13 protein-coding genes are annotated in these 18,657 nt (G+C 63.0%); all 13 read left to right on the top strand.

Annotated elements, in window-relative coordinates; translation table 11 throughout:
• The first annotated feature begins 7 nt into the window (after positions 1 to 7).
• A complete protein-coding gene (locus tag E5222_RS12450) occupies positions 8 to 190 on the top strand; it encodes a hypothetical protein (protein WP_136694111.1) in 183 nt (60 codons plus the stop codon).
• The gene (locus tag E5222_RS12445; RefSeq protein ID WP_136694110.1) at positions 190 to 915 is read left to right on the top strand and encodes a CIS tube protein; all 726 of its coding nucleotides are present in this window, start codon (positions 190 to 192) and stop codon (positions 913 to 915) included. The genes E5222_RS12450 and E5222_RS12445 overlap by 1 nt, the downstream gene beginning before the upstream one ends.
• Complete coding sequence (locus tag E5222_RS12440; RefSeq protein WP_136694109.1) at positions 912 to 2,210, top strand: phage late control D family protein; 1,299 nt, start codon at positions 912 to 914, stop codon at positions 2,208 to 2,210. Before E5222_RS12445 ends, E5222_RS12440 begins: the two co-directional genes overlap by 4 nt.
• Entirely contained in the window at positions 2,207 to 2,722 is a 516-nt protein-coding gene (locus E5222_RS12435) for a phage baseplate assembly protein V (protein ID WP_136694108.1), read from the top strand. The genes E5222_RS12440 and E5222_RS12435 overlap by 4 nt, the downstream gene beginning before the upstream one ends.
• A 12-nt stretch (positions 2,723 to 2,734) precedes the next feature.
• Complete coding sequence (locus E5222_RS12430) at positions 2,735 to 3,505, top strand: hypothetical protein (RefSeq protein WP_136694107.1); 771 nt, start codon at positions 2,735 to 2,737, stop codon at positions 3,503 to 3,505.
• Complete coding sequence (locus tag E5222_RS12425; RefSeq protein ID WP_136694106.1) at positions 3,502 to 3,918, top strand: GPW/gp25 family protein; 417 nt, start codon at positions 3,502 to 3,504, stop codon at positions 3,916 to 3,918. The genes E5222_RS12430 and E5222_RS12425 overlap by 4 nt, the downstream gene beginning before the upstream one ends.
• Positions 3,908 to 5,908 carry a putative baseplate assembly protein gene (locus E5222_RS12420; RefSeq protein WP_136694105.1) on the top strand — a complete coding sequence of 667 codons (2,001 nt, stop codon included), beginning with the start codon at positions 3,908 to 3,910 and terminating at the stop codon, positions 5,906 to 5,908. Before E5222_RS12425 ends, E5222_RS12420 begins: the two co-directional genes overlap by 11 nt.
• Positions 5,909 to 6,105: 197 nt before the next feature.
• On the top strand, positions 6,106 to 8,097 hold the full coding sequence (locus E5222_RS12415; protein ID WP_169053583.1) for a phage tail protein: 1,992 nt from the start codon (positions 6,106 to 6,108) through the stop codon (positions 8,095 to 8,097).
• Positions 8,098 to 8,104: 7 nt separating this feature from the next.
• A complete protein-coding gene (locus E5222_RS16680) occupies positions 8,105 to 10,648 on the top strand; it encodes a WD40 repeat domain-containing protein (protein WP_211196150.1) in 2,544 nt (847 codons plus the stop codon).
• Positions 10,649 to 10,661: 13 nt separating this feature from the next.
• Positions 10,662 to 12,407, top strand: a complete 1,746-nt coding sequence (locus E5222_RS12405) for a hypothetical protein (protein WP_136694103.1) — start codon at positions 10,662 to 10,664, stop codon at positions 12,405 to 12,407.
• 30 nt (positions 12,408 to 12,437) lie between these two features.
• A complete protein-coding gene (locus tag E5222_RS12400; RefSeq protein ID WP_136694102.1) occupies positions 12,438 to 14,516 on the top strand; it encodes a hypothetical protein in 2,079 nt (692 codons plus the stop codon).
• A 2-nt stretch (positions 14,517 to 14,518) separates the two neighbouring features.
• On the top strand, positions 14,519 to 16,189 hold the full coding sequence (locus E5222_RS12395; protein WP_136694101.1) for a hypothetical protein: 1,671 nt from the start codon (positions 14,519 to 14,521) through the stop codon (positions 16,187 to 16,189).
• Positions 16,189 to 18,219 (top strand): ATP-binding protein, encoded by a 2,031-nt coding sequence (locus E5222_RS12390; protein WP_136694100.1) that lies wholly within the window; start codon positions 16,189 to 16,191, stop codon positions 18,217 to 18,219. Before E5222_RS12395 ends, E5222_RS12390 begins: the two co-directional genes overlap by 1 nt.
• The last annotated feature ends 438 nt before the right edge of the window (positions 18,220 to 18,657 follow it).

The raw sequence follows: 18,657 nt of genomic DNA, 5'->3' as shown, positions 1-18,657 counted from the left end.
TGAGCGTATGGAAATCGAGATTGGCGAAGTATCCAGCGATGTCACCGCGATCGACCTTGCAGCACTCAAGGCCGAACTGGTCGACCAGATCATGCGCCAGATTGCCGAAGATCGCCGACTGCAGGACCGGATCGATTCCGACCGCCGCTTGCGCAACAGCGCCACCAACCGGCCAGAGGATTTGGTCTGATGCAGTGGCTCGCCAAAGCTCAGGTTCAACGGCTTCGGGCGGAAGGCACGCCGGCAGGAAACCCGATCGACGTGTTGTTCAACCCAACCGAATATACGCTGGCAAAATCGGCACAGTTTGCCGAAATCCCCATCCCGGGCCTGGATTCCCCTCTGCTTCAGTTTGTCCGCGGGCAAGCGGAAACGTTGACTGTCGATCTGTTCTTCGACACCACAGATGCCAAGGGCACCGGTGCGGATGCCGAGCCCGTTACGGTCAAGACCGACGCATTCTATCAGCTGATCAAGATCGAGGCCGAGAGCCATGCCCCGGCGGTTATCCTGTTCAGCTGGGGCGGCGAGGCGTTTCCGGGTCATCGGACCTATGAAACCCTCGCAGGTCAGAACCGCTACGGCTTCAAGGGCGTTGTGGAAAGTGTCCGGCAGCGCTTCACCATGTTCTCGTCGCTGGGCGTGCCCTTGCGGGCCACACTGTCGCTGACGATCAAGGAGTACAAGACCCTCCACGAACAGATTGCCGAGCTCAATCGGCAATCGCCCGATCGCACCCGGATGCATGTCGTCGCCCAGGGCGAGACAATCACCCGGATCGCCGAAATCGCCAACGATCGCAGTGCCGACTGGCGCATGATCGCCCTTCACAATGGCATTGCCAACCCGCTCGCTCTCGAGCCCGGGCAGGTTCTCGAAATCCCGCCAGTGGCCTCGATGAGGGGGCGGCAATGACTGCGGAGATCATCCAGCTTTCGGAACAGCGCAACGCCTTTTATGCGCCGGCGTTTGAAGTGTTCATGTTCGGAGAAGCGCCGCCGCCAGACGTCAATTCCGATAGCCCGAACTACCCGCCCGACCTGTCGGGGGCAGTCCGCAACATCGTGGAGGTAAAGTACGAAGACGGTCTCGAACGGATCGACGGCTTTACGCTGACGGTCAACAACTGGGACGCGGAACGGCAGGTGCCGATCTATTTCGGACACGGCGAGGCCCGCCGCAATGCTTCGGGCAACCGGATTGCCGGCAGCCGGGAGCACCCGGATGTATTCGAACCGGGCAATGAGCTCGTGCTTTCGATGGGCTACACCAACGATACGCGCACCATGGTGATCGGCATGGTCACTTCTGTGGACGTGCAGTTTGCCGAAAGCGGCCATTCGAAACTCGTGGTCAGCGGCCTCAACGTGCTCGAGAAGCTGCGACGCCAGCAATACACCTGGTCATGGCCCGATGATGGATCCGCCGATATCCGCGACAGCGACGTCGCGCTGCTCCTGTCTCCGCCCGCCGACGAAACGCAGCACAAGCCAGGTTTGGGAATCCGCGTGGCTGTGGATGAGGCTGCCCAGGGGCGCGAGCCGCGTGTCTCGAACATATTCATGAATAACCAGTACCCGATCGTCTTCCTCATGCAGCGCGCCCGCGCGCGTGGTTACCAGGTCGTGCTGCGTGACAGCGAAGACTACGACGACGCCGGAAACCCGTTCCCCGAACTCTATTTCGGCCCAACCGATCTGGAACGCGAGATCACATACGTGCTGGAGTGGGGCAAGTCGCTGGTCTCGTTCCACCCGACCTATTCCAATTCGCGCCAACTTTTCGCGGTGAAGGTGTGCGGCTGGGATCGCGCAGCCAAGCAGTCGATCGAGGTGCGCAAGACGCTGGACGACCTGCCGGAGACAGACTGCCCAAACCGGGATCATATCGCCGTCGCACGGCTGGCCAACCGCGAAGAAGTGATCGCCGAACCGCCCGCCCGGACAGTGGCGGAAGCGACAGAAACCGCGCTGCGGGCCCTGCGCCAGAACCACGAACGGATGGTCGAAGCTTCCGGCGCATGCGTGGGGCTGCCCGATCTCAGGTCTGGCAAGACCGTCCATATCAGGGGGACAGGCTGGCATTTCGACGGCATCTATACCGTGCTGACGACCAGCCACGTCATCAACGAACAGGGCTATCGCACGAGCTTCACGGCGCGGCGCGTGAACCCGTTGCCGCCCGAACCGGCCTCTGGAGGTGGCGCATGAGCACTAATCCAGGCCTCCTCACCGGTCTCGTGGTCGATGTCGACGACCCCTCGCGCATGGGCAGGGTAAAGGTCGATATCCAAGGGCTGCCCGGGCGTACCCGCACCGACTGGGTTCCAGTTGCATCTCCCATGGCCGGCAACGGCCGGGGCATGTTATTTTCGCCTGAACTCGATGACGAGGTGGTGCTGGGCTTTATCGGCGGCGATACCGAACAGCCCATCATCATCGGTTACACCTGGAACGGCCAGGATCGCCCGCCCACCGAGCACCCGCGCGAACGGATCATCCGTTCGTACAACGGGCATACCATCCGCATGATCGACGAAACACCCGGTGCAAACGGATCGGGATCGGTCAGCATCGAAGATGCGAATGGCAACGTCGTTTCGCTATCGAACGGCAAGATCCGGCTGGATGCGGTGGCCGTGATCGAGCTCAATGCGCCAGTCATCAAGTTGTCCGGCCCCGGCTGGCAGCGTGTCGTCAGCCCCACGGCCACACCCATCTAAGGCGCGAGGACCATGCTTCACGAAGACACCATTCCGGTTTCAGAAGACCTCCAGAAACTCTTCGCAATCCCGGCCTGCGCAGAGATTTCCTTGCCGCAGGTGGGTGAACTCAAGCTCAATCTGCCCAACGGCGCAACGCTCAAGGCCATCCCTGATCTGAGCAAGGGTATTCCGACAGATTGCTCGCTGGCGACCAACCTGCTTCTCCAGCTCGCGCCGTTTCTCGCCAGCATCGAATGCCTGCTCAAAGTCCTCGCGCTGCTTAAGCCGCTGATCGACGTGGTCAACTCGCTGGGCCCGCCGCCGGATCCCATCAAGCTGCCCCAGGCGATCGCAGACTTCGGGAAAGCAGCGGCGGACCTGCTGCCCTGTTTCGGCATGATCATCCCAGGACCCACGATCTTCCTGTTCATCAAGGATCTGCTGAACATCATCATCAAGATCATCAAGTGCATGATCGGCCAACTCAAGACGATCCTGGGGATCATGCAGGACATCGGGCTGCGGATTGAAGCCGCTGAACAGGCGGGCAACACCCAGCTTGCCGAAGTTCTCAAGTGCGCGCAGGAAAACGCAACGTCTGCGGCCCAGCACGCGCAGGCCTCTCTCGGGCCGGTCACCAATATCATGCCGCTGATCGCCAGCTTTCTGGAACTCGCGGGCGTATCCTTCGAGTTGCCGGAGCTGGGCGATCCCAGCGACGCCGAAGCGCTCGCAGCAACGATCCAGACACTCGAGGATACGATCACCACGCTCGAGTCCATCATCGAGACGCTGCCATGAGCGGGTCGCGTCAATTCCTCGGATCGGGCTTTGCCTTTCCCCTGCGTGTCGATCCACGAGGTTCGATTTCTCGGGCAAGCGAGGAACAACTGGTCCAGCAATCGATCTGGGTGATCCTTGCCACAGCCAAGGGCGAACTGCAGCGCAACCCAAGGTTCGGCTGCGGAATTCACGACTTCGTTTTCGCCGCGAACACACCGGCAAACCGCGCACAAATCGCGCATCAGGTGCGGCAGGCCCTGCTGCAATGGGAAGCGCGGATCGACCTGATCGACGTTCGCGTGACCGAAGGCGAAGCGCCGACCCAGCTTCTCATCAGCATCGATTATCGCCTGCGCGCAAACCACGCGTTCGGCAATCTCGTCTATCCCTTCTACCTCTTCGACCAGGGGAGTGCCGGCAATGCCGCTTGAAGCCCCCACTCTCGACGACCGCCGGTTTGATGACATTGTCGCCGAGGCGTTCCAGCTGATCCCGCGTTTCGCGCCGGAATGGACCGACCGCAACGACAGCGATCCTGGAGTCGCCCTGACCAAGCTGTTCGCCTGGATGAGCGAGCTGACCCTGTTCCGGCTCAACCAGGTGCCGGAACTCAATTACATCCGCTTCCTCCAGATGGTTGGGATCGATCGCATTCCTGCCTCCGCCGCACAGGCAATCGTGACCTTTGCTGCTTCGCGGACCGATGTTTCCGAGATCTTTGTACCGCAGGGAACGCAGCTCGCCGCGCCGCCAGACGACAACGGTCAGATCATCTTCGAAACGACGGAGGCCGTCAGCGTACTCGGGACCGCCCTTGCCGCGCTGCAGGTTTGGGACGGTTTTTCCTACAGCATCGCCACCAGCGCAGCCGCCGCAGACGGCCAGAGCTTCCATGCATTCGGTCCGCGCGCACGCGAAGGTGCTGCCTTGATGTTGGGTTTCGCTGGTCCCGCATCCATGACAGCCGGACCCATCAGCCTCTACGTCCGGATGGCCGAACGGCGAGGTGCGCCGCCCCCCGTGAGCCGCGCCGACCCTGCCGCCGAGGCGAGTCTGCCCCCGCCTGCCAGGCTCGTCTGGGAATACTGGGACCTGGCAAACTGGCAGCCGATGACCGTTTTGCGAGACGAAACCTCTGCAATGACGCGGTCAGGCCATGTTCGCTTGCGCGGCCCCGGCAACACAGCGCGCCTTGCGATCCGCGGAGATGTGGCCACGCCGCTCTACTGGCTGCGGTGCCGGGTCGAAACGACGGCCTGGGAAGCAACGCCTCGGGTGGACGCCATAATCCCCTCAAGCGTCCCGGCCATTCAGGCAACAACGCAGCGCGATGAGGTTGTCGGGCGAAGCGACGGAACGCCGGGACAGGGTTTCACGCTGGCACTGGCCCCGGTTTTGCCGCTGCCTTCGGCGGATACGCTCATGGCAAGCGATGGCCGCGCCGTTACGCTTCATGCAGTCCATCTGGAGGTGGACGAAGGAAGCGGGTTCGAGCCCTGGCAAGAAGTCGAGGATTTCCATGCATCGGGCAAGGACGATCCTCACTTCACCCTAAACCGTGCAACGGCGACGATCCGCTTCGGCGACGGGGTCAAGGGCCGCATCCCCGCTGTATTCATGCCAGCAGGCGGGCGGGGCAATATCGTTGCCCGGCGCTATCTCAGCGGGGGCGGGCTCCGCGGCAATCTGCCCGCTGGTGCCATTGCCACGATCCAGGGTTTCTTGCCGGGCATAGCAAGCGTCACCAACCCGTTCGCTGCCACCGGGGGCGCGCAGGAAGAAACGGTAGGCGCCGCCAAGAAGCGCGCTGCCGCCCATATCTCGGCCAATGGCCGTGCCGTAACCGCGACTGACTTCGAAACGAATGCACTCGAAGCGGGCGTAAGGCGAGCCAAGGCATTGGCGCTGACGCACCCGCGTTATCCGGGCGTCAGCATACCGGGATCAGTCACCGTCATTGTCGTTCCCGACGGCGACGAGCCGAATCCGATGCCGAGCGACCACACTTTGGCCAGCGTAGCGCTTCAGCTTGACCAGACGCGGCTCATAACAACCGAAGTCCACGTCGTCGCTCCAACATACAATGAAGTGTCTATCGAAGCCGACATCGTCGTCAAACGGACGGCTGCGCCGGAGCTGGTCCGCGCCGATTTGGAAGCGCGCCTCAATCGCTTCCTGCATCCGCTGACGGGGGGAAGCGAGGGGCTGGGGTGGCCGTTCGGCGGAGATATCTACTACTCCGACATCTATCGTCTCGTCATCGAAACGCGCGACGTGGTACGGTTGCGCGACGGTCAACTGGGATTGCGGGTCAACGGGGAGCTCGCACCATTCTGTCGCGACGTAACAATCTGCCCAGGCGAACTGGTCTTCGCCCGCACGCATCGCCTGGCGTTCTATCCGGACGGCAGCGTGCCATGACACGGCAACGCGCCTATCGGCTCGACGGCCGTATCGGCTGGCGCATTGCCGGGAGCACCGGCGTCATGGCTGCCCGCGATGCCTTGCGCCTCGCCCCCTTGCCCGGGGCGGCCCGACCGCTCACTGCCCCCAGCGGAGATTTTGGCGGCCATGCATTGCCAAGGAAGGTGGCGACCGGCCCAGGGGGTCTCGTCTTCATGATCGACAACGCAGGCACCATCCTGCGGTTCGATCCCTGCACCGAACGGTTCGAACCACTGGCTTGTTGGCAAGCGCAGCCACGCGTCATCGGATTGGCTGCCCCCATCGCATTGGCTGTCCATCCTGATGGACACCTGCTGGTGCTCGACAGCGAAGCGAGAACCATCTCGCTAATCTCGCTGCTGGATGGGAACCTCCGCCATCGATGGGGACCGTTTGCAGTGGACGGCATGGCTCTGGCCGCAAGCCCGATCGTCGCCAACATTGATCCGCTGACGGGCGCGCCAAGCCCCGGAGCCGCCCTGCCTGCCGATGTGTGGGAACCCGTCGATCTCGCTGTTCTGGCTGACGGTCGCCTTGTTGTCAGCGATTTCAGGTCAGGGGTGCTTCAACTGTTCGACCGGCGCGGATGCTGGATCGCTTCCTGGAGCGGTGAGACGCCCGATCAACCTGCGCTGGACCGGCCAACGGCGCTCGCAGCGAGCGAGGATGGACTGCTGTATGTGGTAGAGGAAGCCCGCCAAGCAGTGGCAGTGCTCGATCGCTGTGGGACGATCATCGCGCGTACCGCAGATGCTTCGCTTTTGCCCGATCTCGTCGAAGGCGCATCGCTCGCGACAGACGCGGATGGAACCTTGTGGATTTCCTCGCGCAAACCCGGTCCCGCCATGCTGTTCCGCTGCGATTGCGCCGGTATGGCACTGGGCGGCGAGGAAGTGCGATTGGTACCGGAACAATGCGAAATGCTCGCCTTTGCTTCCGACGGTACGGCAATCATGGCAAGCGGAATGGATCCATGCGTCCGGCGCAGCACTTCCATCGCTCGCCAGGAAGCCGGACGTGTCGCCTTCGAGCCTCTCGACAGCCATGTGACAGCGACCGTCTGGGACACCCTGCGGCTCGAAATTGACCTGCCCATGGGCTGCCGGGTCGTGGTTTCCGCCTTTGCCAGCGACGCCGCTCTGGGGCCCACTGAAGTCGAAGCGCTCGGCCCATCGTTCTGGACCGAAACGGAAGTCGCGGTTTCCGGCCCCGAAGTCTCGCTGGCCCTCCGCACGAAGCCGGGTCGCTATCTGTGGTTGCGCATCGCCCTGTTCTGTAACGGCACCGATACGCCCACTATTTACGGGTTTTCGGTCGGCTGGCCACGCAGGAGCTCGGCACGCTATCTGCCCGCTGCATGGCAGGCCGAGCCCACGCATGCCGACTTCCTCGAACGCTTTCTCGCCATTTTCGACGAATTGCGGCTGGACATACTTGCGCCCATCGAAACCATGCCCGCCCTGTTCGACCCAAAAGCCACACCCGCAGCCGAACAGGGCGCGATGGGAGAAGATTTTCTCGACTGGCTGGCCGGTTGGATCGGACTGGTACTCGAACGCAACTGGCCCGTAGAACGGCGTCGACAGCTCGTTCGCGAGGCACCTCGGCTGTTCCGCATCAAGGGCACATTGAAGGGGCTGGCCCGGCATATCGAAATCTACACCGGTATTGCCCCGAAGATCGTCGAGCACTTCCGGCTGCGCCGATTCTTGACTCTCGATGAAGCCACGCTCGATGGTCAGGAAAAGCTATGGGGCCCGGATATTGTTCGCCGCCTCCAGCTCGATGGCTATGCCGAGATCGGCCGGTTTGCCCTGGTCGACGGAGGCGACCCGCTGACCGATCCCGTAGCAGCGTTCGCTCACCGGGCAACGGTCTATGTCCCTGTCACCGATGAATTCGGCGATGCCGACCGCGCGGCGCTGGAAGAAGTGATCGCTGCGGCCAAGCCGGCTCATGTGGTTGTCGACATCCGCCTGATGCGCCCTCGCTTCGTCATCGGCTGCGACCTGTTGCTGGGGGTAAACACGGTAATCGGCACAGACACCCGCCTAGCCCAGACGGATGTTTCGCAACTCGGCGAGGACATTCGCCTGGCCGGTCCGCCGTCAGCCTTCACCCTTTCGCCCGGCCTCCGCCTGGGTCCGGACACCACCCTACCATGAGACTCGCATGAACAAGGAGCACGCCATGATCCACGGATGCGAACCGGTCGACTGCCCGACCTGTGATCCACCGCAGCTTGCCCGCAACACCCTGTTCGACGGCAAGCCGATGAGCGCGCGCGATTTCCTCGACGAGCAAACCTATTTCCTCGGCAAGCATCGGCGCCACAACCAGTACCTCCACGGCTGGGGAACTGCCTGCGGACTGGCCGTGCACCAGCACCCAAACCCTGCCTGCCGCGAGCAATTTGTCGTTGTTGAACCGGGTTATGCGATCGACTGTTGCGGTCGTGAGATCATGGTCCGCGCCCCCGCGATGGTGGACTTGAGGGACCTTGTGCTGACGGCCTGGCGCAAGCGGCATGGCGCCGATGCCGAGCCCGATGATACGCCGCACCGGATCAGCTTGGCGCTGCACTACGACGAATGCCCGACAGAGCCGGTTCCGGCGGTATTCAGCGGCTGCGGCGGACCCGAAAACGCCTGTCTGCCCGGAAAGCTGGTGGATGGATATCATTTCGAAGCGCAGATCGATCGCCCCGTGACCGAAAGCGGCCTCGGGCTCGAGCAGCTCGATTGGACCGCGACGAGCAACATCGACCGGACCGTGGCCGTCGCGGTCGATGGAGCCAACGATGCCGTCTACGCACTTACCGGTGATGCCCCTGCACAATTGTTGCGGATCGATCTCGATAACGGAACGATCGCGGGTGGCACGGGATTTGCGGGAAAACGGGGTCTGGGGCTTGCCCTTTCGGCCGATGGGACGCGATTGTTCGTGGCGCTCGCCCCGTCTGGCAGCGGAGAGGCGGAAATCGCCGTTCTCGACACCGCCAACCTCGCCGCAGCACCGATCAGAACGCTGGCATTGCCTGATTCGGCCGGCAATGCCCTGATGCAGATGCTGAGCGACGGTCGGTTGGCGGTGGCCATAGCGGCCACCAAGAAAGTGCTGGTTTGGGGTAGCGACGCAGGGGGCAGTGCCAGCCCGGCCGCACCCAGCGAAGTCACCCTGGTGCACAACCCGGTCGCGATGGTGGAAGGACAGGTATCGGCTCACCTCTACGTCGCGTTCGATGACATCGCGGAAGTGGCTGCAATCAGGCTTGCCGACCTGACGCTCGTTACCATGCCGCTCGCCGACACGGTCGTCCGCGCGTCGGCCCTTGCCGCCAGCGTGCGGGAAGGCCGCGACATGTTGGCCCTGGGCGACAAGGCGGGCGGCAAGCTGCACCTGTTGCTGGCGCGGCCCGAGGAAACCACACCCGCCAATCGCCTGGCCGATGCCGGTCCAAGCTTTGCCGACCTGACCGGTACGGCGACCGCGCTACAATTCTCGCCCGGCGGCAACTGGCTCTATGTTCTCTCTGCCGCGGCAGATGGCACTCGCACCGTGCGGATAGTGTCGGTCGCCCGACGGATCCTGGGCCATGAGCCGGCGATCAGTGCGGCAATCCCTGCTCCGCCAGGAGCATCGATGATTGCCCTTGCCAGTGATCGAAGACTGTTGGTGGCGTTTGCCGGGGATGATCCGACCGCCGATCCGCGCATCCCTGGGGGCGTTGCAAGCTATTCAATCACTGGCGATCGCTGCATCGATCGCTTCGCCGAGGTCTTGGAACCCTGCGACTGTTGTGGCCCGGAAGATGCGATCATTCTCGCCACAATCGCCGAGTTTCGCTGGGGAGACGCCTTCGTGGACGAATCCCTCGACAACCGCGCAGAACGCAGACTGCTGGTTTCCACGCAACTGCTGAGCGAAGTGGTCGCCTGCCTCGCCGACCAGACATGCTCGGGTGGGGACGGGGAACAGGGCGAGCCCGGACCCGCTGGTCCCGCAGGCCCCGCGGGCCCGGCCGGACCAGCCGGGCCGACCGGCGGAACCGGTCCCGCCGGACCGACTGGCCCAACTGGCCCAATCGGGCCGATTGGGCCGACGGGTCCAGCCGGACCGGGGCTGCGCGATGACTTACCACGGATCGTCGGTATCAACTGGCCTCACAACGGCGAAATCCAAATCGACAGTGATGAGTACAAGCGCCTGTTCGAGGATGGCATCGTCATCGCATTCGACAACCGGTTCCCGATCTCTGCCGATACGCTGACCACTCAGACAGTGCAGTTGCTGCGAGAAGCAGACCCCGACCCGGGCCCGGGCGGATTGCAGATCTATTCATATCCAAACGTGCTGGTGAGGATTGAAGGGCTCAAGATCGAAGCGCGATGTGGCGATGAGTTCGATGTACCTTCCGCTCCCTCGCGGGCGCGCGAGGTCACCGGTGTGCGGATGCGGCCCATCGGTCGGGACAACCGTGCCGTTCCCTTGCCGCCTGGGCTCTACCGGGTAATCCTGGAAGGCGACCATATCCTGGGCGCGCAGGAAATCGAGATCGAGGACATCGACCAGCCTGGCCAGAAGCGCAAGGTGCGCCCGGCGCTCGACGGCAATCACTTCGCACCCGGCCTTTCCGACCGTTGCCCGACCGGCGACCGGATTGAAGGCGGGCGCTTCCTAGGGTGGTTCACCTTGGGCCGCGAACAGATCGGATGAAGGAGCAGCAACCATGTTGACCACGAGCAAGACCCACACCGCGGATCCGTGTTGCTGCCCTGCCTGCACCGGTCTCGCCACGTTCGAACGGCCACTTTTTGCCACTGGCCAGACCCTGACGGCGTCGGATCTCACAGCGCTGCAAAGTTATGTTGCGGGCAAGAACCGACTGCACAATCGTTACCTGCATGGTTGGGGCGTAGTTTGCGGGTTGGAGGTTCTGTGCGACGACTGCGAAGGGTCGGTCAGCATCCATCCGGGATATGCGATCGATCCTTGCGGGGAAGATATCGTCGTGGGCGCCCCGACCCGGTACGACGTGGCGGCCGCCATCCGCGATTGCGCAGGCAAGGGAAGAAGTCGCACCGGCGATTGCGATCCATGGGTACCGCCGCCTGATCCGGGCTGCGCCGATGCACTCGCTTATTGGTGTATCGCGCTCAAATATCGCGAAGTCGAAACAGCGGTCAGCCAGCGGCTCACCACAGGTGGCAGCGCCTGTGTCACGATCGGCAAGGGCGCCGCGGGACCATCCTGCGGATGCGGTGGCAGCTGGGGCTGCGGGTGTGGCGGCGACGGCAATTGCGGATGCCAAGGCGCAAAAGCTTCGACCAGCTACGCGCCGAATACGATCGTGGCGAGCAATTCCTGTGCGCCGCGCCGTGTGAAGGAATGCTTCGACATTGTATTGATCCCATCCGATGAGCCGTGCGGCCCGCAGCTCAAGAATTTCCGCGGCAGCATGCGGGAAGACAAGAACCCGCTGGGCCTGATCGGCTGGTTGATCCCGGAGAAATCGCTGCTTCGCAACATCATCGACTGCGTCCTCAAGGACATCAAGGCGCTGACCGATGGCCTGAGCGACGACGAAGGACAGATCCTCGCCGCACTGGCGACAACCGAACCCGCCGCCCTTGCCGCTTCGACCCTGACACTCGATGATACCCATGCCGCTGTCTGCAAGTTGCGCGGATTGGTGCTGGGCCTTTTGCAGGGCGACGCAGGCACCACAAGGTGCCAGATGCTGCGCGCTGTGGCCGAAGCTACCCTTGCCCCGCCAACGCGCGGAAACGACGCAATGGGCATTCCGGCTGATGATCGGGCGACGTATTTCGCGAGAGCCAAGCAAGTGCTGCTCGATCTGCTGGCAGCCTGGCTGCAACTCGTACTGGACTGCATTTGTCGCGCATTCCTGCCGCGATGCGAGGACGACGCTTGCGATGATCGGGTCGAATTGGCCTGCATCACCGTCAAGCAAGGCAAGATCATCGACATCTGCAACCACAGCTGCAGGCGCTATGCCGGAGCCTTCCCCTCGACCTTCTACTGGATGTCGTTGATCCCCATCGTGCCATTGATTGCGCGCATGCTCGCGATGGTGTGCTGCCAACCCGCGCTCTTGCGCAAGAACTCGCCGCTCGTGAACGACCTCGTTCCGCTGCTGGCAACAGTGGACCCAAGCGGCCGCTTGGCCCGCGCCATAACGGACGATGACTTTGCCCTCCCACGCCGACTGGTCGGTATGGCAGCGAAGTTTGCCGAAACTCCGGTGGTGCCGGCGCTGGCAGCGAGGCTCAATGCGACCTCCGCCGAAAACTACGCTCCAGGGAAGCCACGTTCGACCAGCGCCGTCGAGGGCAGCGAAACTGCCGCACTGCGACAGGATGTGGCTGCCCTGCGCGAGGAACTGACCGCGTTGGCACGGAAATGCGAGGCAAGGCCGGCGGCCAAGCCGCGCAAGCCCGCCAAACCGAAATAGGACGTCGAGAACGATTCAACGGAGGCTGGCATGGCCGACAATGTGATTGAACGGATGAATTACTTCCAGTTCCAGCAGATCGGGGCTGAAGATTTCCGGATCGAGCAATCCTTCAATCGCGAAGCGCGAGCGCGGCACGATCTGGGTCCGCATTCCTGGGGCATTATCGAAGGCTGCCGGATCGTCGAAACGCCGCGCGAAGGCGACGCGAGCAGCGTGGACCTCAAGGTAACCCCCGGATTGGCCGTCGACGGCTTTGGACGCCGCATCGCAGTGCTTGAAACGATTCCGGTCACGCCCGAACTCTTCGCCGCCTTCGACAGTGAACGGGTGATCGAACTGTGGCTGCACTACGATGAGTACACCCGCCGAACCGACAACGACCGGGGCGCGATTTGCCTCGGCGATCCGGCCTATAGCCGCATCATAGAAAGCCATCGGCTGTTGGTGGGCACATTCATCCCCGAACACGATTCCCTGGTTGTGGAAGGGGTGGAGGCTCGCCCGGCCCTGGCCGATGGTTCCGCCGATGAAGGCGCTCCGATCCTGCCCGCCGATGTGACCATTGCAGCGCAGGACTTTCCCGAAGATCTGCCGTCCGCATTCTGGCCCATAAGGCTTGGCAGCGTGCGATGGGATGGGGCAGCCAACCGGTTTCGCCCCGTTGCTTCCCCTGCCGTCCTTGAACAAGGCCGCCGCTATGCCGGTTTCATCGGTGGTTCGTTGCTCGCCGAAGGACAATTGCTGCGCCTTGCACCGCGTGTTCCGGTTCTCGCCGGACCGGATGCGGAGGATTTCGCTACCATCGAGGGGCGTGTGCAAGTGGACGGGCGCATCATCGCCAAGAAGGACGTCTTGCTGCACGGCGGAATGCTGTCGTTCCAGTCGGTAGGGGGCAGCGACGAGACCGTCCCGCTGACCATGCGGCGTGTCCCCGACGCGGTCGGCAGCGGTGCGGACCTGCGGGTTCAGATCGGCGACAATCCCGCATCCAATGTTGCCCGGTTTACCGTTGCCACCGGCGTGCAGTCTTATGCCGCAGAAACAACCAAGGTGGTGGCGTCATTCCGTGCCGACCATCGCATAGACATCCCCAATGGCCGGCTGCGGTTCCCCGGGACCGCCCGCCAGGCCATCGATCTTGGCGTCGCAAGCGATGCTGACCCCAGCGTCTGCGGCATCGGCTGGCAGGGCAGCAGCGTGTATCAGCGATCAGGCGCGGCATTCTACTGGTACCGCGACGGAAAACACGATCCCACTCCCGGCGACCCCGGAACTGGGGGTTCGCAATTGATGCGGCTCTCGACGGGGGGCAGCCTTTATTTCGGCAATGATTACCGACAGGTGATCAACTTCGACATGGACTCCGGCCAGTCATTCGGGCTCGGAATTCAAAACAATACCCTGTACGCGCGCAGCGCACAGCATTTCGCTTGGTATCGGGGAGGCGGGCCGGACCCCGCCGCCCTGTCGCCCGGCGGAGGCGCCAAGGCGATGGTGCTCGACAACACCAGCCGTCTCACAGTCGAAGGCGGCATCACCTCGCGCGGCCGGGTGGAATTGCACGGCGTGCCGCTGGACTTTCGCATGTCGGACGGATCCAGCGACACCGATGTGCTGCAAATTGCGCGCGATAACCGCGGCGGCGACCAGAACGACCTTCAGGTTGTGATCGGCGACAATCTGAGCGGTGATGACCGGTTTGTGGTCGGGCCGCGGGTTTCCGGGTCGTTTCAGGAAAAATTCGTGGTTGCCAACGACGGCACAACCCGCGTGGCAGGCGACCTGTTCGCACGCGGGCACAATGTCTTAATCGACATTGTCGCAGGCGAGTTCGAATTGAACCGGCTCAGTGCCGGTTCCGGGACACAGCCGCTTGAACTTTCCTCCAGCAGGATTGCCAACGTGCGCGATGCCCAGATCATGGTCGCGCTCAGTCACATCCACAATGAATTCTCCGCCAACGACGCCCGGTGGAAGGTAAGCTATGCGCCGAATTCGCGGATCCTGCTGGGCGGCAACCGTGTGCGGTTCCCGATTGCGTGGGAGGTCGGCGATTCCGACGGTCACCTGCACACCTTCTCCTACATCGCCATTTTCCTCGCTTAGCGATGCCGATCGAAGCCGCTCTCGAAAAACCGGCAAATGGCAGCCGCATCGCATTGGGAAAGGTTCGGCTCAATGTTCGCCATTTCTCGGGGCGGTGGCCCCCCGCCGTTCCCGACGAAGGAAAACTGGCACGATCGCTGGGCCGAGCCTTCGATCGTCTGGCAGATTCCGGCGACAGCTCCTTCTGGGTCATCCGCCATTTGCGCGCCAGCACCAGGGTTGCCGGCGATATCGACCCGGATGGGCTTGCAGACGCAGCTGCCGCGAGCCTCGCAGAGGCATTGCGCAAGGTGCTGCGGGGTGAGGTTGTGGTGGGCGTGCGCCGTTACTCCAATCGCGCCGCCTGGCTGGCGGACCTGCTCATCGATCATGCCAGCGGCCTTGCAAGCGGGCACTGGGCCTACGCCCGACATCGCCAGCTCGAGGCTCTGCCGATCCGCTTCATCCCGCGTCAATTGCTCGCAGCCGAACCGTTCGATGGGCCAAAAGCTTTCGTGCAGCTTGCTGACGATGGGCGGTTGCCGGCGCTGCTCTTTCGACTGCGGGAAGATGGCGCAAAGGTGCTATGGCAAACCTTGGCCGATCTGGCGCCGCGCGAATTCCGGCCGGCTTCTACCGAGAGATTCGAGGCGATCTTGCTCCAGTGCCTGGCGCGAGATCGTGCTCGCCCGCATGCCGCGACGGTGATGGCGCTCACCACGGTCCTTGCAGAAAGTGGAATTGCCGGTCTGCCTGCGCCAAACCGCACACGCGCCATTGTCGCCAACCGACTGGTGGGCCCGAGGCGCAGTGAATCCGCCGTCGTCGACGCCAATCCACGCACCAATCGGCAAGTCCATGAGCCAGGGCCGTTGCCGCCGGATCGTCCGCCACCGAAAAAACCAACAACGGACGAAGACCATTCTGATCCGCAATCACCAATCCATCTTTCCGGGATCATCGAGACACCCTTCGCCGGCGTATTCCTGCTGTGGCGGTCCGTGGTAGAACTCGGATTGGAGGCGATCTTCCCTCCGCATTGCGACCGGGGTGCTGCGGCTCTCACGCTGGCGGCAGCGCTCACAGGACCTGCGCGCGAAGACGCTTGGCACGATCCGGCGCTTCACTGGCTTGCCGGCTACTTTCCTGCTGACACCGATAAACCGCTTGCCGCCGATGGCGGAATGTCTGAGCGAACGGTGGATTTGTGGACACAATGGCGCGCTCCACGCCGGGTTGAAACCTGCACCGCGAGGAGTGGTCGACTCACCTTGGTTCAGGATGTTGGGACGGAGGACTGGCTCGCCTGCGGGAGCTCGCGGGAATGTGCGGTGGCGACAAGGCGGGTGCCGCACCCTGCGACGGGCAGGCCCGTCGGAATGCGCGACCCCCGTGTCGACATCGATTGGCTTGGAGCTCGCAATCGGACCCATCGACCCTGGGCTGTGTTGGCCAGGCTGGCCTATGGTGATTTCGCCCGCCGGCTAAGCGGACTTGAGCGCTCGAGCGCCTGTTGGCTGTGGCCCAACCTCCTTTCAGGATGGGGAAGCCTGGAAATTTCGGACCGATCGACCGCATCGCTTGCGCGGGTACCGCTCGACCTCGTGCTGAGAATGGCCGGCGTGGACGGGATGAGCGTTACCAATGCGGGCGGTGAAGCCTACCATATTCGGCTCCCCGGAGGCTTCGGTTGATGCGCCTCGATACGATCCCTCGCATCGGTTTTGCCGATCCAGCGGAGCATTTGCAGGCCGAGTTTCACTGGCTTGAAGCGCGGCTCGCCGATCACATCCTGCGAATGCGGGACGACGGCCGCTTTACAGACGATCCGATGCGCGGCCTTTTCCTGTCGGAGCACGAAGTCCTGGCCGGCCTGAGTGGCTTGCCGAGGCAGCCGGAAGCACATGATCCGCTTCGCGGGATAATCGACTTGCGGGTGCAGGCCGGCCAGCCGCCCCCGCTTTATCGCGTGGCGCAGGACTTTGGTCTGGATGTGATATCGCGCGATGCACTTATGATTGTGGTCGCCGCTGCGCTCGATCGCCGCTTCCAGAACGCGATTGGCTTTGCGCACAATGATGTTTCGCGCACTCTTCCCACGATCGGGCTGTTGCTGGATCTGCTGGCGCCCGATGACAGGAACGCGGCACTTGGCCTGTTCAGCCCGGAAGGCCTCTTGATCGACAATGGCTTGCTCCGCGTAGCTGACGGCCAAAATGCAGTGCCACTGACTGACCGGATTCTGTGCGCTGGCGACCGGATCGTCTTCGCGATAGCTGGTCAGGCCGGCGGCATTGAGCCAGCCCTCCGGGCGGCATGTTCAACGCTCGATCATTCAATCGAGGATTGGGCAGCAGACCTCATGCCGTTGCATCTGCCACAGAGCCGCATTCTGGTTATCGAAGGACGCGGCGACATCGGCCAGAGAGCCTACGCGGCACGCCGCGCCAAGACCGGGGGGCTTGGGCTCATCGCAGTAGATTTCGAACGGGCGCAATCTTTCTCCAAAGACATGCATGAACTCGGGACCGCGCTTGCTCGCGAGGCTCGTCTAGAGAGCTGCGCACTCCTGGTCGAGATCGAAAGCAGCGAGAGTGGACATGCCGAGGGTCTGATCGAGCGATTAAGCGACTTGGGCATCGAAGCGATCTTTGCCGTTCCTCCCAATCTGCTCGATTTGCGGCGAACCGCCGCAGCCGATGTGCAGCGCTGCGCCCTGCCAGAATGGGAAGCTCCCGATCGCCGGGGGCTGTGGCAACGCGCCTTAGGAACCCGCAGCGGGGCCGACCCAGCGCGTTTGGCCTGGTCGACCCGGCTTGGCCCGGCGGCGATTGCCGCGGTGCGCCAGCTACCACCTGAGAACTGGGAAGCCGCCAGCATGGCCACTGCGACGCGCCAGCTTCCAGCGATTCTAGAGCTGGTCAAGCGCGCATGGCTGCGTGACGACCTGCTCGTACCGCCGCGCGTGGCCCGCGAGCTTGATGAACTGACGGCAACCGTCAAGCACTGGCCCAAAGTTGTCGGCGAGTGGGGGTTCGGGGCGGGAAACCCGCAGGCACGTCAATGCCTGGCACTCTTTTCCGGTCCATCGGGAACGGGCAAGACCATGGCCGCTGGAATCGTGGCGAACGAGGCAGGTGTCGCGCTTTACCGCGCCAACCTTGCCAGCGTGTTCGACAAGTATATCGGCGAAACCGAAAAGCACATCGACAGGCTCTTTTCTGCTGCTGCGGATGCGGGTGTTGCCTTGCTGTTCGATGAAGCAGACGTCTTGTTTGGTGCGCGTACCGAAGTGCAGGATTCGCATGACAGATATGCCAATCTGAGCACCGCCTATCTGCTGCAAAGGGTCGAAACCCACGAAGGTCTTGTCATCCTTTCCAGCAATATGCCGTGCAACATGGACGACGCATTTGCCCGGCGCCTGACCTGCACAATCCATTTCCCACTTCCAAGTTCATCCACGCGGCTTGCGCTTTGGGAGCAGGTCTTCCCGCCACAGGCGCAGCGGTGTCCTGACCTCGATCTCGCGGAAATAGCGGCCGTGTTCGAACTGTCTGGCGGCGCTATCCGAAATGCTGCGCTTTCGGCCGCCTACCTCGCTGCGAGCCAAGGCACGTCAATCGGCATGCCCCACCTCTTGCGCGCAATCGAGCGCGAACTGGAGAAGACGGGCAGGAACCCGATACCGGCTGATTTCGGTTCGCTGGCAACGGCGCGGTAATTGCCATGGCGAGCCGCCCGCCACGCGTTCGTGAAGCGCCCGGCGAAGATGGCTCGGCGTTCGCGCCCGACCCGGTCAGAGGTCCATCGCATGGCAGGCTGACATCTGGCGCCCTCATGCGAATACTCACCGACCCGAGGCGACCGGGTCGTTTGCGCGAACTGGCCGGATCGACAGCCCCGATCACCGCCCTTGCCCGGGAACTGCAGAGCACTGCGGGCAATCGGGTGACAGCGGATTTGCTGGGCAGTTCAGAAGCCATCGACGAGAGGCCGGTCGAGGGATCTGCCCCGCCCTTTCCTCAAGAAGGCTCTGACGCCAGCCCAGACAATAGGGAGCCTCCGGATCCCGATCGTCCGAGCGCTGCCGATCCGGCCAGCTCCACCGCAACGACAGAAGGCGAAAGTTCCGCCCGCGCCGCCGCGACACCTGCCGTTC

The sequence above is a fragment of the Alteraurantiacibacter aquimixticola genome, from assembly GCF_004965515.1.
Classification (GTDB): Bacteria; Pseudomonadota; Alphaproteobacteria; order Sphingomonadales; family Sphingomonadaceae; genus Alteraurantiacibacter; species Alteraurantiacibacter aquimixticola.
This window is presented reverse-complemented; position numbering and strand designations above follow the sequence as displayed.

Bases quoted from the DNA above. Each gene is read 5' to 3' on its own strand.
- E5222_RS12420 (WP_136694105.1), top strand. From the start codon at position 3,908: ATGCCGCTTGAAGCCCCCACTCTCGACGACCGCCGGTTTGATGACATT.
- E5222_RS12445 (WP_136694110.1), top strand. From the start codon at position 190: ATGCAGTGGCTCGCCAAAGCTCAGGTTCAACGGCTTCGGGCGGAAGGC.
- E5222_RS12425 (WP_136694106.1), top strand. From the start codon at position 3,502: ATGAGCGGGTCGCGTCAATTCCTCGGATCGGGCTTTGCCTTTCCCCTG.
- E5222_RS12450 (WP_136694111.1), top strand. From the start codon at position 8: ATGGAAATCGAGATTGGCGAAGTATCCAGCGATGTCACCGCGATCGAC.
- E5222_RS12430 (WP_136694107.1), top strand. From the start codon at position 2,735: ATGCTTCACGAAGACACCATTCCGGTTTCAGAAGACCTCCAGAAACTC.
- E5222_RS16680 (WP_211196150.1), top strand. From the start codon at position 8,105: ATGAACAAGGAGCACGCCATGATCCACGGATGCGAACCGGTCGACTGC.
- E5222_RS12415 (WP_169053583.1), top strand. From the start codon at position 6,106: ATGATCGACAACGCAGGCACCATCCTGCGGTTCGATCCCTGCACCGAA.
- E5222_RS12440 (WP_136694109.1), top strand. From the start codon at position 912: ATGACTGCGGAGATCATCCAGCTTTCGGAACAGCGCAACGCCTTTTAT.
- E5222_RS12405 (WP_136694103.1), top strand. From the start codon at position 10,662: ATGTTGACCACGAGCAAGACCCACACCGCGGATCCGTGTTGCTGCCCT.
- E5222_RS12395 (WP_136694101.1), top strand. From the start codon at position 14,519: ATGCCGATCGAAGCCGCTCTCGAAAAACCGGCAAATGGCAGCCGCATC.
- E5222_RS12435 (WP_136694108.1), top strand. From the start codon at position 2,207: ATGAGCACTAATCCAGGCCTCCTCACCGGTCTCGTGGTCGATGTCGAC.
- E5222_RS12400 (WP_136694102.1), top strand. From the start codon at position 12,438: ATGGCCGACAATGTGATTGAACGGATGAATTACTTCCAGTTCCAGCAG.
- E5222_RS12390 (WP_136694100.1), top strand. From the start codon at position 16,189: ATGCGCCTCGATACGATCCCTCGCATCGGTTTTGCCGATCCAGCGGAG.